Below are 13372 nucleotides of genomic sequence, written 5' to 3' on the forward strand. Positions count from 1 at the left end.
GAGATCCGCTACCACGACCAACCTGGATGGCGAATGCAACGAACGCAAGCGACAGTATGACCGGACCCGGGCGGACGCCCGGGGTAGGAAGAGGAACCAGAAATGCGTAAGTGGATGCCCCTGGTCGCAATTGGGTTGGGCACCTTCATGCTGCTGATCGACGTCACGATCGTGAACGTCGCTCTGCCGGACATCGCGTCGGATCTGAGGACCGGTCTCGGAGACCTGCAGTGGGTCATCGACATCTACGCGCTGGCGCTGGCGGCGTTGCTGCTCGGCGTCGGCTCGCTGGCCGACCGGTTCGGCCGCAAACGGGTCTATCTCATCGGCATGGTGCTCTTCGCGCTGTCCTCGCTCGGCTGCGCGCTGGCCACCAGCTCGGCGACGCTGATCGCCGCCCGCGCGGTGCAGGGCATCGGGGGCGCGGCGATGTTCGCCACCACGATTGCGCTGATCAACACCGCCTACACCGGCAAGGACCGGGGCATCGCGTTCGGCATCTGGGGCGCGATCAACGGAGCCGCCGCGGCGGCCGGCCCGATCCTCGGCGGTCTGCTGGCCGAGGCGTTCGGCTGGCCGTCGATCTTCGTCATCAACATCCCGATCAGCGTCTTGACGTTCGTCCTGGCGATGCGGGTGCTCAAGGACACGCGCGACCCGTCGGCGAAGCTCGACCCGGCCGGCGTCGTCACGTTCACGATCGCGGCCGCCGCGGTCACCTACGGGCTGATCCGCGCCGCCGAAGACGGCTGGACCGAGACCGCCCCGGTGGTCGCCTGGCTCGTCGGCGCGATCGCGTTGGTGGCGTTCGTGCTGGTGGAGCGTGCTCGGAAGTACCCGATGCTCGACCTGGCGCTGTTCAAGCGGCCGGCGTTCACCGGTCTGATGCTCGGCGCGATCCTGCTCCAGGCCGGCGCGTTCAGTGCGATGGCGTTCACGTCGCTCTGGGTGCAGTCGGTGCTCGGGCTCGGGCCGATCGGCGCCGGTGCGGTGTTCCTGCCGCTGTCGATCCTGTCGCTGATCTTCTCGGTGCTCACCGGGCGCTTCCTGCACGACCGGGTCGCTCCGGGAACCGTGATCGGTATCGGAATCGCGCTGGTCGCGGCCGGTGGCGCGCTCCAGGCGCTGGTCGGGGCCGGCTCGTCCTGGGCGGTGTTGCTCCCGGGTCTGTCGGTGATGGGGATCGGAGTGGGAATGGCGATGCCGACGCTCTCGTCGGCAGCGACCGCGGCCGTGCCGCGCGAGCGGAGCGGCATGGCCGGCGGCGCGGTGACGACGTTCCGCCAGCTCGGGTACGTGCTCGGGATCGCCGTGCTCGGTGCGGTGTTCGCCGGTCGGGTCGAGGCGGTCGTCCGCGGCAGCGGTTCGGTGGACGATCCGAGTCGGGTCGCCGACCTGGTCTCAGGCGGTCAGGCGCAGGTCGTCGTGCAGAGCGCGCCGCCGTCGGCCCGCGCCGCGGTGGAGGACCTGGTGCACCAGGCGTTCGCGAACGGGTTGCGGACGATCTACCTGGTCGCGGCCGCGGTCGCGCTGGTCGGAGCGGTGGCGACGCTCGTGCTCACCCGTCTGCGCGGTGAGGCACCGGCCGAGCCGCCGGCGTGGGCCGCGGAGAAGCCCGAGCCGGTACCGGTCGGGGAACAGTGATCGGAGGCCCCGCTGCTCACGGATTGAACAGCGGGGCCGTCCGGCGCTGGTCAGCCGGCCGGCCCGAGCTCGGCGGCGCGGGTCTCGAAGAGCGTCCGTTCGCTCTCGTTCCGCGTCAGACCGGCCGCGCGCCGGAACTCGTCCGCGGCCTCCCGGCGCCGGCCGAGCTCGGCGAGCAGCTCGCCGCGCACGGCCGGGAGCTGCGGATAGTCCCGCAGCGCGCGCTCCGCGCCGAGCGCGTCGGCGATGCTCAAACCCCGCTCCGGGTTCCCGGCCTTCCCCACCGCCACCGCCTGGTTCAGCCGGACGACCGGCGACGGGCGGACGTACACCAGCACCTCGTAGAGCGCGGCGATCCGGCCCCAGTCGGTGTCGTCGGCAGACATCGCACGCGCGTGACAGGCGGCGATCGCGGCCTGCAGCGTGTAGGGCCCCCCGCCGCGCGACTCGGCGTCGTCGAGTGCGCTGAGGCCGCGGCGGATCAGCAGCCGGTCCCAGCGGCGCCGGTCCTGGTCACCGAGCAGCACCGGCCGCCCGTCCGCGCCGGTGCGGGCCGGCAGCCGGGACGCCTGCAGCTCCATCAGCGCGACCAGCCCGTGCACCTCGGCTTCCTCCGGCAGCAGACCGGCCAGCACCCGGCCGAGGCGCATCGCCTCCCGGCAGAGCGCGGGCCGCGCCCAGTCGGTCCCGCTCGTCGCCGAGTACCCCTCGTTGAACACCAGATAGACGACGCCGAGCACGGCGCCGAGCCGCTCGGCGGTCTCGGCCGGTGTCGGCATCGCGAACTCGACGCCGGCGGCGCTGAGCGTGCGCTTGGCCCTGACGATCCGCTGGGCCGCGGTGGCCTCGGGAATCAGGAACGCCCGGGCGATCTCCGGCGTGCTCAGCCCGCCGAGCAGCCGTAGCGTCAGCGCGACCTTGCCGTCGGTGGAGAGCACCGGATGGGCCGCGGTGAAGATCAGCCGGAGCAGGTCGTCGCCGATGTGGTCGTCGAGTTCGTCGACCAGTTCGTCCGTACGGTCGCGCTCGGCGTCCCGGCCGAGCACGGCGAGCTTCTCCGAGTACCGGGCGCGGCGCCGGATCGCGTCGATCGCCCGGTGCTTCGCGGTCGCACGGAGCCAGGGCCCCGGATCGTCCGGAACACCGTCGCGGGGCCAGCGCTCGAGCGCGATGACCAGAGTGTCCTGTGCGATCTCCTCGGCCAGCCCGAGGTCGTTCACCAGGCGCGCGACGCCGGCCACGATCCGTGCGCCGTCGATGCGCCAGACCGCATCGACGACGCGCCGCACGTGTGCCAGGTCTTCTCCGCTCACATCGGGAAGTCTTCCGGGCCGAACAGCTTCAGGATGTCGACGTCGCCCTCCCAGCCGGGCCAGAGGTCACGGTGCACCTTGAGGAAGCGGGACGCCCACTCGACCGCCTCCTCCTTCGACGCGACCTCGTAGACCGCGTAGCTGATGACCTCCTTCGACTCCGCGAACGGGCCGTCGGTCGTGGTCAGGTCGCCGTTGCTGAGCGACACCCGCGCACCGCTGGCGCTGGGGGCGAGCCCGGACGTGTCGAGCAGCGCGCCGGACTTCGTCGCCTCCTCACCGAGGGCCATGATCGCGGCCATCAGCTCGGGCGGCGGCGGAGTGGTCGAGTGGGCGCCACGCAGCAGGGTCAGATAACGCATCGGAAGGTCCTTTCAGCGGTAGTGCAGGGAGACGACGGAGAGCCAGGCGGACGCGAGGACCACCGCGACGGTGAACCCGAGCAGAGCCCAGGCGGTACCGCCGCTCGCGGCCAGTGCGAGGAAGAACGCGAGAAACACGACGCCGGTGACCAGCGAGAACGCGGCCAAACCGGGGAAGCCGTTCGCGACCAGGCCCACCCCGTACAGCGTGAGCGGCCACCGGGCGGACCGTCCGGCCTCCGGCCGGGCCGGAACGGCGGTGTCGGTCATCCGAAGCTCCTCTCCGGCGGGCCGCCGACCGGCCCCTCACCCGTCTCTCGAACGGGAGAGCGCCGGATCGACACCGCCGCGGAAAACTTTTTCTAGAGCCGGACGACGCGGTCCGCGCGAGGCTTGGTGGACGCGATGAGGTCGGCGTTGCGCTGGTCGGTGCCGTAGCTCCAGGCCCGCGCGGCGTCCGGGTTCTTCCCGAACGCGATGTGCCGGGTGACCAGCCGTTCCATCCGGACGTCCTCGGGCACCTCGAGGTACCAGGCCTCGTCGAGGAGGCCGCGGACGGCGGCCCAGGGGCCTTCGTCCACCAGCAGGTAGTTGCCTTCGGTGACGACGAGCGGAACCGCGGACGGCACCGGGAGCGCGCACGCGATCGCTTCCTCGATCTCGCGCCGGAAGACCGGCGCGTAGACGAGTTCGTCGGCGGGGTCGCGCAGGCGGCGGAGCAGCGCGACGTAGCCGGCGGCGTCGAACGTGTCGACGGCACCCTTGCGGTCGCGGCGGCCGAGCCGGAGCAGTTCGTCGTTGGCCAGGTGGAAGCCGTCCATACCGACCAGCACCGCGTGCGGACCGAGCGCGTCGACGAGTTCCGCGGCCAGCGTGGACTTGCCGGCGCCGGGGGCGCCGGTGAGACCGAGGATGCGGCGCGGGCCGGCCGCGAGCTCGGAAGCGCGGGCCAGCAGCTCCGGGTTCACAGCTGCTCCAGCCAGGCCCGGGGGCCGACGACCGAACAGCGCAGCGCGGCGACCCTGGCCCCGGTGGTCAGCGCCTCCACGAACGACGCGCCGGTGGTCAGGGCGTACGCGAACGCGCCGTGGAAGGCGTCACCGGCGCCGAGGGTGTCTCGCACGACGACCGACGGTACCTGCACTTCGCCGCGTTCCGGGCCGGCCCACCACCGGATCGGGTCCGGCCCGCGGGTCACCGCCACCCGCGGTACCTCGAGCGACTCCGGCTCGGGGAAAGCCGAGGAACACACCGCGTAGTCGACCGACGGCAGCAAGTCCGACAGCACCGGCTTCCAGCTGCCGCCGTCGAGGACGACGGGCGCCTCGGCCCGCACCGCGGCACGGGCCAGGTCGGGGTGGTGGCCGTCGACGAGGACGACGTCGGCTCCGTCGGTGATCCCGCCCGGTGGCTGTGCGGGGTACCGGGCCCAGAACGCACCGGCGTTGACCGAGGAGACCTGCCGGTCGCCGGTCTCGTCGATCACCTGGATGACCGAGACCGCCGGCGGCTCGACGACGTCCGGCGCGGCGTCCCGGACCGTCACCCCGTGCCGGGCGAGGTCCTCGGCGGCGAACCGGGCCAGCGGGTGCCGGCCGAGCGCTGTGACGAGCGTCGCGTCCCCGCCCAGGCGGGCAAAAACGACGGCCGCGTTTGCGGCAGGGCCACCAGCGGAGATGTCTTGGCGCAGTGCGGTGACTTTCTCGTTCGGTCGAAGCGGTCGTTCCAACCGATGGACGACGTCGACCGTCGCGATACCGACGAACACCCCACGTGACATCTTCGGAGCCTATGGTGCGTGAATCCGTCCGGCGTCGTCCTCGGCTGGAGCCGTTGGACTGGGTCGGCCTGGGCCTGTTCGCGGCCGGGCTGCTGGCACTGGCGTTCGGGCTGGTCCCGCTGCGCGACGCCGAAGGGACGATGCACCGGGTCGTGCCGCTGCTGGTCTTCCTCGGCACCGTGATCGTGCTGGCCGAGCTCACCGCGCAGGCGCAGGTGTTCGACGTGGTCGCGACGTGGCTCGCGCGGCTGGGCCGGGGACGTTTCGCGGTGCTGTTCGCGCTGTGCGTGGTGTTCGCGACGCTGGTCACGGCCGTGCTCAACCTCGACACGACCGCGGTGCTGCTGACCCCGGTGATGGTCGCGCTGGCGACGCGGCTCGGGGTCCGGGCGCTGCCGTTCGCGATGGTCACGGTGTGGCTGGCCAACACCGCGAGCCTGTTGCTGCCGGTGTCGAACCTGACGAACCTGCTGGCCGCCGACCGGGTGGGGCTGTCGCCGGTCGGGTTCGCGGCGCGGATGGCGTTGCCGGAGCTCGCGTCGGTGCTCGCCACGGCGGCCTCTCTGTGGCTGTTCTACTGGCGCCGGGGCTCGTCGGCCCGGTACGAGGTGCCCGAGCCGCACCGGCCACCGGACCGGCGGCTGACCGCGGTGTGCGCGGCCGCCTGCCTGCTCTTCGTGGTGCTGGTGCTGGTGGGGGTGCCGCTGGACGTCGCCGCGCCGGTGTGTGCGGTCGTCGTGCTGGTGACGTTCGCGGTGCGGGACCGCTCCGCGCTGCGGTGGTCGCTGGTGCCGTGGCGGTTGCTGGTGCTCGTCACCGGGTTGTTCCTGGTGATGGACGCGATCGGGCGGCTGGGCCTGTCCGACCTGCTGCGGGCACTGCTGGGGGACTCGCCGAGCTCGGTCCGGGTCGCCGGGGTGTCGGCGGTGATGGCGAACCTGGTGAACAACCTGCCGGCGTACGTGGCGGTGGAGGCGGCGGTGCCGCGTGACGCGCTGCTCGGGGTGCTGATCGGCGTGAACGTGGGTCCGATCGTGGTGCCGTGGGCGTCGGTCGCGACGCTGCTCTGGTACGAGCGCTGCCGTGCGGCCGGCGTACCGATCGCGTGGGGCCGGTTCGTGCTGACGAGCGCGGTCACCGCGACCGTCGCGCTGGTGGCCGCGGTGGCCGCACTAGCGATCACCTGAACCGAGCCCAGGCGAGCCGGGCCGGGCCGGGCAGAACCGGGCCGGGCAGAACCGGGCCGGGCAGAACCGGGCCGGGCAGAACCGGGCCGCTCCGCGGCTATCCGAGGCGCTCCGGGCGGATTCCGACTCCGACCAGGCGGGCCGGGACGGCCTGGAGGGCCGGGAACCGGCTCAGCAGACGCAGCGGGAACGGCGCGGTGACCGGGCGGCCACCGGCCAGCACCGGCCGGACGATCGCCTGCTGGGCCAGCCGCTGGAACAGCTGGGTGCCGACCGCCGGCAGCCTGCGGCGGCGCTGCACGTCGGCGAGGACGGCGCTGGACAACCGCCGTTCGCGGAGCGGTCGAGCCAGGATCCGCGCCGCGGCCACCGCGTCCTGCACCGCGAGGTTGATGCCGACGCCACCGATCGGCGACATCGCGTGGGCGGCGTCCCCGATGAGCAGGACGCCCGGAGCGTGCCAGCGGTCGAGCCGGTCGACGGTGACGGTGAGCAGCCGGAGGTCGTCCCAGCCGGTGATCTCGTCCACCCGGTCGCCGAACTCCGGCACGACGTCGGTGATCGACGCCCGGAACGCCGGCAGCCCCTCGGCCTGCACCTGCGCGTAGCCGTTCTTCGCGAACACGTACGCGATCTGCCAGTCGGCGGCCGGCCAGGTGCCGTCCGGCAGGTCGATCGCGAGTCGGGTGACCGCCCGGTGGGGGAGCGCGTCGAACTCCTTGCTCAGGCCGAGGTCGGCCAGCAGGTCCAGCGTCGACGGGTGGACGGTATCGCCGCGGAAGTCGCGGAGGAAGTCCTCGTGTTTCTCGCACACGACGACCTGGGCGCCCTCGCGGGCGAGCAACAGCCCGAGCACCAGCCCGGCCGGGCCGCCACCGACCACGCAGACGTCGGTCTCCACCGCGGCCCCCTATTTCATCGGCTGGTGAAATAATACTCCGCTCAGAGCGTGGCGGCGGGGTCGCTCAGCGCCGTGACCACGTCCACGTACATCCGTCGCTTGATCGTGCCGAGCGTCGCGGCCGGCTTGCCGGCCAGCGGCCGGGCCAGTTCGACCGCGGCGGCGAGCACCTTGCCCTCGTCCGCGACCGCGTCGACGATCCGGGCCGCGACCGCGTCGGTGCCGCCGTAGCGGCGTCCGGTCGTCATGACCTCGTGCGCGGTCTGCTTGTCGAGTCGGCCCTGGATCAGCGCGGACATGCCGACGGTGAACGGGATCTGGATGTCGACCTCGGGCAGGCAGAAGAAGCCCCGGTCGGCCCGCATGACCCGGAAGTCGTGTGCCAGCGCCAGCATCGCTCCGGCGGCGAAACAGTGGCCCTGGATCGCGGCGACGGTCGGCACCGGCAGCGTGAGCACCCGGGCGAGCAGCGCCTGGACATCGACGACGTAGGACTGCAACCGGTCGGGGTTCGCGCCGACCCAGTCGAGGTCGAGCCCGTTCGACCAGAACTTGCCGGTAGCCGACGTGACCAGCGCTTTCGGGCCCTCGAACGCCTCGATCTCGTCGAGCGCGGTGTTCAGGGTGCTCAGCCGGTCGGGGTGGAAGCGGTTCTCGTCCGCACCGAGATCCAGGATGAAGACGTCGCCGTCGCGCTGCATCTCTCGCCCTTCGAACGCGTGGGTGAACTCGTGGAGCATGGCCGCAGTGTGCCGGAAACCCGCAGGGCCCCGCGTCGTCGCGGGGCCCTGCGGGTGAAGCTCACTCAGTGGACGGGGTGCGGGGTGCGGGGCTTCGGTGCCCCGCTGTGGCGCTGCGCGCGGGCGGTCAGCGGCTCGTGCCGCGAGGCCGTCTTCGCGCGGACGCCCCAGGCGGCCAGCGCGAGCAGCAGCAGCGCACCGACCCCGATGAGCACGCCGACGTAAATGCTGGCGGCAGTGAGGAGACCTTGGTCGATCATCCTGATCCCTCCGGTCCTTCCCGGTCGGTACTTCTACGTCCGTAGAAGCTCTACACCTGTAGAAGCTACGTCGAAAATCGGCCATCGTCTACAGCTGTAGAAGTTGTTCCGGTCACAGTACGGTGAGCAGCGTGAGCCGCCGAACCGATCTACTCGACGCGGCGATCGACCTGGTCGCCGGAGCCGGTCTCCGAGGCCTCACGCACCGGGCCGTCGACGCCGCCGCCGGCCTGCCGGAAGGCTCGACGTCGGCCTACTTCCGCACCCGGGCCGCGCTGCTCACCGCGGTCGTCGAGCGACTCGGCGAACGCATCGGCACCGACGTCGACGACCTGGCCGCCGACGCCGCCCACCACCCCGGTGACGCGGCCCACGCGATCGATCGCACGCTCGAACTGCTGGACTGCTGGCTGTCCGACCCCGCGCCGCTCGCTGCCCGGCTCGAGCTCACGCTGGAGGCGACCCGGCGTCCCGAGCTCAGCGAGGCGATGACGACCTGGCGGACGGCGTTCGAGGCGCTGGTCGCCCGGATCCTGGTCGACGTCGGTCTGGGCAAGGCGGCCGAGCGCGCCACGCTGATCGTCGCGTGTGTGGACGGCCTGCTGATGCGGACGCTGTCGCAGGGCACCGGTCCGGAAGCCCGCCGGGCCTTCGTCGAACAGGCCCGGGCCCTGCTCACGGCCCTGCTGGTCAGCGCCCACGTTCTGGACCGCACCGGCAACCCCCTGACAGATGTCACGGGCGTGTGATGACGCTCGATCCGGGATGCGGCAACCGCTGAGGCCGAAAGTAGTCGGCATGGAGAACACCACGCTGACGCCGACGGCCACCACCGCGGCCGTTCGCCTCACCGGACTCACGAAGCGCTTCGGCTCGGTCACTGCGGTGGACGACCTCTCGCTCACGATCGAGCCCGGCGAGGTGGTCGCGTTCCTCGGGCCGAACGGGGCAGGCAAGACCACGACCGTCGACATGATGCTGGGCCTGGCCCAGCCGACCGCCGGAACCGTCGAGGTGTACGGCGAGAAGCCGGCCGACGCGATCGCACACGGCCGGATCGCCGCCGTGATGCAGACCGGCGGCCTGCTCAAGGACCTGACCGTGGCGGAGACGGTCCGGATGACCGGCTCGCTGTTCGGCCGGTCGCGTCCGGTGGACGAGGTGCTCCGCCGCGCGGGCATTCTCGAGATCGCCGATCGGCGGGTCGGCAAGTGCTCCGGTGGCCAGCAGCAGCGGCTCCGGTTCGCGATGGCGCTCCTGCCCGATCCGGACCTGATGGTGCTGGACGAACCGACGACCGGCATGGACGTAGAGGGCAGGCGCGAATTCTGGAGCGCGATCCGGGAGGACGCCGCCCGGGGCCGCACGATCCTGTTCGCCACCCACTACCTGGACGAAGCGGACGCCTACGCCGACCGGATCGTGCTGGTCCGGCAGGGCCGGGTGGTGGCGGACGGCACGTCGGCCGAGATCAAGGGTCTGGCGTCGGGGCGGACGGTCCGGGCCACGCTGCCGGGCGCCGACCCGGTGGCGCTGGCCGCGCTGCCCGGCGTCGACCAGGTCGAGGTGCGGGGCGAGTCGGTGCTGGTGCACGCGTCCGATTCCGACGGCGTGGCCCGCTACCTGCTCAACTCCACGCCGGCCCGCGACCTGGAGATCACCTCGCGCAACCTCGAAGACGCGTTCATCGCGCTGACGACCGACTCGAAGGAGAACGACCGATGAGCACGACCTACGTCGGCGAGCGTCGGACGCCGAGGTTCGGCGGGCTGAACCTGACCTACCTGGGCCTGGAGATCCGCCGGATCCTGCGCAACCGCCGGACGCTGATCTTCATCCTGATCATGCCGGCCGCGTTCTTCCTGCTGTTCGGCCTGCCGCAGAAGGGGCAGAAGCTCGACAACGGCATGCCGGTGACCGACTACATCATGATCAGCCTCGCGGTCTACGGCGCGATGGTCGCCACCACCAGCGGTGGCGCGGGCGTCGCGGTGGAGCGGGCGCTGGGCTGGAGCCGCCAGCTGCGTCTGACGCCGCTCAGGCCGTCCGCGTACATCGCGACGAAGGTGCTGTCGGCGATGACGCTGGGCCTGGCCGCGGTGATCGTCGAGTTCGTCGTCGGGGCGGCGGCCGGTGTGCGGATGCCGGCGCACATCTGGGTGCTGGCCGGGCTGGCGGCCTGGGTCGGTTCGCTGGTGTTCGCCGCGTTCGGGCTGTTCATCGGGTACCTGGTGCCGGCCGAGAACGTCATGCAGTTCCTCGGCCCGATCCTGGCGATCCTGGCGATGTTCGGCGGGTTGTTCGTCCCGCTGGAGGTGCTGCCGCACGCGTTCCAGGAGATCGCGAAGTGGACTCCGGTCTACGGCATCGGCACGATCGCCCGCAGCCCGCTCACCGGCGAATCCGTGACGATGACCGAGGTGGTCAACGTGATCGCCTGGACCGCCGTCTTCGGTCTCGGCGCCGCCCGCCTGTTCAAGCGCGACACCGCGCGGGTCTGACGCCTCGCCCGACGGGCCCCGGCCGCTGGCCGGGGCCCGTCGGCCGTTTCACGGCGGCCTCACAGCCGCGGTTCAGCGTCGGCTCAGGGGCGCGCCCGACCGTGGGGACATCAGCGGATGAGAGGACGAACCATGACCGCCGTTGCTGCTCCCACCACCCTGCCGCCGTCGCTCCGCGCGCTCGGACGGCACCGCGCCCCGGCGCGCCGGCCCCGGCTCGCGGTCGCGGCCGCCGTCCTCGCCGCCGCGGCCGCGCTCTCGCTCACGGTGAGCGGGGGAGTGACGACCCGGCCGACCGAGTCCGCGCTCCTGTCGGCCGCGAGCCAGACGGTCACCACCGGCCTCGGTCCGGTCGGCCGGAGCGGACGATGAACGTCCTCCCGCTCCACCCGGTGGCCGGCCCGGCCGCCGCGATGCCGGCCTCCGCGACGTTCACCGCCTGGGGCGCGCCGGTGGAGATCACCGCACCCGCGGCATTGCTGCCCGGCTGCCGTGCGCTCGTCGCGCGGCTCCAGCGCCTCTGGAACCCGACGATCCCCGGCAGCGACCTGCACCGCCTCTACGCGTCGGTCGGCACGGTCGTCCCGGTCGAACCCGAGACGGTCGCGCTGGTCGAGCTCGCCGCCCGCGCCGCGCGGCACGATCCCCATCCGCCGCGGGCCTTGCACGACGTCGTCGTCGACCCGCGGCACGGCCGGGCCGGACTGCCCGAACCCGAACTGCTCGACTTCCGGACGATGATTCCGGTGCTCACTGCCGCGCTGCTCGTGCGGTTCCTGCAGGAACGCGGCGCCGGCGTGGCACGGGTCCGGATCGGGCCGACCGAGCGCCGGACCGACACGCCGGCCGCCTAAAACATACAGGCTTGACTGTATGCAGTCCGCACCGGAGACTCACGCTAACCGAACGGCGTGAGGAAGGTGGCGCGTGGCCCAGCCGACCGACACCCAGCCCGGCCGCCGGACGCAGGCCGATCGGAGCGCCGCCACCCGTACCCGGCTGCTCGACGCCACCCTCGCCTGCCTGGTCGACGCCGGCTACGCGGGTACGACGACGACGGCGGTCGCCCAGCGCGCAGGCGTCAGCCGGGGCGCGCAGCTGCACCACTACGGCACCAAGGAGAAGCTGGTCGCCGCCGCGGTCGGCCATCTGGCCGAGCAGCGCGCGGCCGTCGTGCGGCAGCAGATCGCCGACCTCGCGGGCGAGGAGAACCAGCTCCGCCGGACGCTCGACCTGCTCGCCGACCTCCTCTCCGGCCCGCTGTACGCGGCCACCGTCGAGCTCTGGGTCGCGGCGCGGAGCGATCCGGCGTTGCGCGAGATGCTCATCCCGGTCGAGGCGCGCCTCGCGATCGACCTGCGCGAGCTCTGCCGCGAGTACGTCACCCCCGACCCGCTGCTCCAGCAGATGACCCTGGATCTGCTCCTCGGCCGCGGGGTCAGCGGCCTGCTCACCGACTGGAACGCAACCCAGCGAGCCCGGGCTCTGGACGCCTGGGCGGAGATGCTGGCGACCCGGAGGTAACGGATGCGTCGAACCCTGTACGACGAAGATCACGAGGCGTTCCGCTCGATCGCGCGCACGTTCCTGGCCAAGGAAGTCGTCCCTTTCCACGACGAGTGGGAGTCCGAAGGCCAGGTCGACCGGCGCATCTGGACCCTGGCCGGCGCGCAGGGCCTGCTCGGCACGGACGTGCCCGAGCAGTACGGCGGCGGGGGCATCAAGGACTTCCGCTACAACGCGGTGCTGTCGGAGGAAACGATCGCGGTCGGCGCGAGCGGCGTCGGCTTCACGCTGCACAACGACGTGACCGCGCCCTACCTGGTGGAATTCACCACCGACGAGCAGAAACAGCGCTGGTTACCCGGCTTCTGCTCGGGCGAGATCATCACCGCGATCGCGATGACCGAGCCGGGCGCCGGCTCCGATCTGCAGGGCATCACCACCACGGCCCGCCGCGACGGCGACGACTTCGTGCTCAACGGCTCGAAGACGTTCATCACCAACGGCATCCACGCCGACCTCGTCCTCGTCGTGGCGCGCACCGACCCCGAGGCCAAGGCCGCCCACGGCCTGAGTCTGATCGCGGTCGAGCGGGGCATGCCCGGCTTCGAGCGCGGCCGCAACCTCGACAAGATCGGCATGAAGGCGCAAGACACCGCCGAGCTGTTCTTCGACGACGTCCGCGTCCCCGCGTCCAACCTGGTCGGCGAGCTCAACCAGGGGTTCTTCCACCTGATGTCGATGCTTCCGCAGGAACGGCTCTCGATCGCGGTCGCCGCGGTCGCCGGAGCCCGCGCGGTCTTCGACCGCACGCTTTCCTACGCCAAGGAACGCCACGCATTCGGACGCCCGGTCGGCAGCTTCCAGCACAACCGTTTCGTGCTCGCGGAGATGGCGACGGAACTCGAGTTCGCGGAAACCTACATCGAGAAGGCGATGCTCGAGCACAACGCCGGTCGGTACACGGTCACCGACGCCGCGATGGCCAAGTGGTGGACGACCGAGATGCAGAAGCGCGTGGTCGACCGGTGCCTGCAACTGCACGGCGGCTACGGCTACATGCGCGAGTACCCGATCGCGCGTGCCTACACGGACACACGGATCACGACGATCTACGGCGGAACCACCGAAATCATGAAGGAGATCGTCGGGCGATCGCTCGGCGTTTAGCCCCGGAGGCG

17 protein-coding genes are annotated in these 13372 nt (G+C 71.9%); 9 read left to right on the forward strand and 8 right to left on the reverse strand.

Features of this window, described 5'->3' with window-relative positions; translation table 11 throughout:
- The first annotated feature begins 102 nt into the window (after positions 1-102).
- Positions 103-1644, forward strand: coding sequence for an MFS transporter (locus tag ACIBZJ_RS33005; RefSeq protein WP_395936664.1), 1542 nt, complete (start codon positions 103-105; stop codon positions 1642-1644).
- 50 nt (positions 1645-1694) lie between these two features.
- Here the strand turns inward: ACIBZJ_RS33005 and ACIBZJ_RS33010 are convergent, their stop codons facing one another.
- The 5 genes from ACIBZJ_RS33010 to ACIBZJ_RS33030 all read right to left on the reverse strand — a co-directional run bounded on the left by ACIBZJ_RS33010 (position 1695) and on the right by ACIBZJ_RS33030 (position 5099).
- Positions 1695-2957, reverse strand: coding sequence for an RNA polymerase sigma factor (locus ACIBZJ_RS33010; protein WP_395936666.1), 1263 nt, complete (start codon positions 2955-2957; stop codon positions 1695-1697).
- A complete protein-coding gene (locus tag ACIBZJ_RS33015; protein ID WP_395936668.1) occupies positions 2954-3319 on the reverse strand; it encodes a YciI family protein in 366 nt (121 codons plus the stop codon). The genes ACIBZJ_RS33010 and ACIBZJ_RS33015 overlap by 4 nt, the downstream gene beginning before the upstream one ends.
- A 12-nt stretch (positions 3320-3331) precedes the next feature.
- Complete coding sequence (locus tag ACIBZJ_RS33020) at positions 3332-3589, reverse strand: hypothetical protein (RefSeq protein WP_395936670.1); 258 nt, start codon at positions 3587-3589, stop codon at positions 3332-3334.
- A gap of 92 nt (positions 3590-3681) precedes the next feature.
- Complete coding sequence (locus ACIBZJ_RS33025) at positions 3682-4287, reverse strand: nucleoside/nucleotide kinase family protein (protein ID WP_395936672.1); 606 nt, start codon at positions 4285-4287, stop codon at positions 3682-3684.
- A complete protein-coding gene (locus ACIBZJ_RS33030) occupies positions 4284-5099 on the reverse strand; it encodes a PfkB family carbohydrate kinase (RefSeq protein WP_395936674.1) in 816 nt (271 codons plus the stop codon). Before ACIBZJ_RS33030 ends, ACIBZJ_RS33025 begins: the two co-directional genes overlap by 4 nt.
- Positions 5100-5110: 11 nt before the next feature.
- Here ACIBZJ_RS33030 and ACIBZJ_RS33035 point away from each other — a divergent pair, with 11 nt between their 5' ends.
- The gene (locus ACIBZJ_RS33035) at positions 5111-6286 is read left to right on the forward strand and encodes an SLC13 family permease (protein WP_395936676.1); all 1176 of its coding nucleotides are present in this window, start codon (positions 5111-5113) and stop codon (positions 6284-6286) included.
- 97 nt (positions 6287-6383) lie between these two features.
- Here the strand turns inward: ACIBZJ_RS33035 and ACIBZJ_RS33040 are convergent, their stop codons facing one another.
- The 3 genes from ACIBZJ_RS33040 to ACIBZJ_RS33050 all read right to left on the reverse strand — a co-directional run bounded on the left by ACIBZJ_RS33040 (position 6384) and on the right by ACIBZJ_RS33050 (position 8187).
- Entirely contained in the window at positions 6384-7187 is an 804-nt protein-coding gene (locus ACIBZJ_RS33040; RefSeq protein ID WP_395936678.1) for an FAD-dependent monooxygenase, read from the reverse strand.
- Between the two features lie 41 nt (positions 7188-7228).
- On the reverse strand, positions 7229-7927 hold the full coding sequence (locus ACIBZJ_RS33045) for an enoyl-CoA hydratase-related protein (RefSeq protein WP_395936680.1): 699 nt from the start codon (positions 7925-7927) through the stop codon (positions 7229-7231).
- A gap of 65 nt (positions 7928-7992) precedes the next feature.
- Positions 7993-8187, reverse strand: coding sequence for a hypothetical protein (locus ACIBZJ_RS33050; protein ID WP_395936682.1), 195 nt, complete (start codon positions 8185-8187; stop codon positions 7993-7995).
- 131 nt (positions 8188-8318) lie between these two features.
- Here ACIBZJ_RS33050 and ACIBZJ_RS33055 point away from each other — a divergent pair, with 131 nt between their 5' ends.
- The 7 genes from ACIBZJ_RS33055 to ACIBZJ_RS33085 all read left to right on the forward strand — a co-directional run bounded on the left by ACIBZJ_RS33055 (position 8319) and on the right by ACIBZJ_RS33085 (position 13361).
- Positions 8319-8936: a TetR/AcrR family transcriptional regulator gene (locus ACIBZJ_RS33055; RefSeq protein WP_395936684.1), complete on the forward strand. Its 618-nt coding sequence runs from the start codon at positions 8319-8321 to the stop codon at positions 8934-8936.
- Between the two features lie 49 nt (positions 8937-8985).
- On the forward strand, positions 8986-9912 hold the full coding sequence (locus tag ACIBZJ_RS33060) for an ABC transporter ATP-binding protein (RefSeq protein ID WP_395936686.1): 927 nt from the start codon (positions 8986-8988) through the stop codon (positions 9910-9912).
- The gene (locus ACIBZJ_RS33065; protein ID WP_395936688.1) at positions 9909-10688 is read left to right on the forward strand and encodes an ABC transporter permease; all 780 of its coding nucleotides are present in this window, start codon (positions 9909-9911) and stop codon (positions 10686-10688) included. Before ACIBZJ_RS33060 ends, ACIBZJ_RS33065 begins: the two co-directional genes overlap by 4 nt.
- Before the next feature lie 132 nt (positions 10689-10820).
- Positions 10821-11060, forward strand: a complete 240-nt coding sequence (locus ACIBZJ_RS33070) for a hypothetical protein (protein ID WP_395936690.1) — start codon at positions 10821-10823, stop codon at positions 11058-11060.
- Positions 11057-11542 (forward strand): hypothetical protein, encoded by a 486-nt coding sequence (locus tag ACIBZJ_RS33075; protein ID WP_395936692.1) that lies wholly within the window; start codon positions 11057-11059, stop codon positions 11540-11542. The genes ACIBZJ_RS33070 and ACIBZJ_RS33075 overlap by 4 nt, the downstream gene beginning before the upstream one ends.
- 73 nt (positions 11543-11615) lie before the next feature.
- Positions 11616-12212, forward strand: coding sequence for a TetR/AcrR family transcriptional regulator (locus ACIBZJ_RS33080; RefSeq protein WP_395936694.1), 597 nt, complete (start codon positions 11616-11618; stop codon positions 12210-12212).
- 3 nt (positions 12213-12215) lie between these two features.
- Positions 12216-13361, forward strand: a complete 1146-nt coding sequence (locus ACIBZJ_RS33085) for an acyl-CoA dehydrogenase family protein (protein WP_395936696.1) — start codon at positions 12216-12218, stop codon at positions 13359-13361.
- Positions 13362-13372: the final 11 nt, after the last annotated feature.

This window comes from Cryptosporangium sp. NPDC051539, assembly GCF_044454545.1.
In the GTDB taxonomy this organism is placed as follows: Bacteria; Actinomycetota; Actinomycetes; order Mycobacteriales; family Cryptosporangiaceae; genus Cryptosporangium.

Bases quoted from the DNA above. Each gene is read 5' to 3' on its own strand.
- ACIBZJ_RS33060 (WP_395936686.1), top strand. From the start codon at position 8,986: ATGGAGAACACCACGCTGACGCCGACGGCCACCACCGCGGCCGTTCGC.
- ACIBZJ_RS33075 (WP_395936692.1), top strand. From the start codon at position 11,057: ATGAACGTCCTCCCGCTCCACCCGGTGGCCGGCCCGGCCGCCGCGATG.
- ACIBZJ_RS33005 (WP_395936664.1), top strand. From the start codon at position 103: ATGCGTAAGTGGATGCCCCTGGTCGCAATTGGGTTGGGCACCTTCATG.
- ACIBZJ_RS33015 (WP_395936668.1), bottom strand. From the start codon at position 3,319: ATGCGTTATCTGACCCTGCTGCGTGGCGCCCACTCGACCACTCCGCCG.
- ACIBZJ_RS33035 (WP_395936676.1), top strand. From the start codon at position 5,111: ATGGTGCGTGAATCCGTCCGGCGTCGTCCTCGGCTGGAGCCGTTGGAC.
- ACIBZJ_RS33065 (WP_395936688.1), top strand. From the start codon at position 9,909: ATGAGCACGACCTACGTCGGCGAGCGTCGGACGCCGAGGTTCGGCGGG.
- ACIBZJ_RS33085 (WP_395936696.1), top strand. From the start codon at position 12,216: ATGCGTCGAACCCTGTACGACGAAGATCACGAGGCGTTCCGCTCGATC.
- ACIBZJ_RS33045 (WP_395936680.1), bottom strand. From the start codon at position 7,927: ATGCTCCACGAGTTCACCCACGCGTTCGAAGGGCGAGAGATGCAGCGC.
- ACIBZJ_RS33050 (WP_395936682.1), bottom strand. From the start codon at position 8,187: ATGATCGACCAAGGTCTCCTCACTGCCGCCAGCATTTACGTCGGCGTG.
- ACIBZJ_RS33070 (WP_395936690.1), top strand. From the start codon at position 10,821: ATGACCGCCGTTGCTGCTCCCACCACCCTGCCGCCGTCGCTCCGCGCG.
- ACIBZJ_RS33020 (WP_395936670.1), bottom strand. From the start codon at position 3,589: ATGACCGACACCGCCGTTCCGGCCCGGCCGGAGGCCGGACGGTCCGCC.
- ACIBZJ_RS33030 (WP_395936674.1), bottom strand. From the start codon at position 5,099: ATGTCACGTGGGGTGTTCGTCGGTATCGCGACGGTCGACGTCGTCCAT.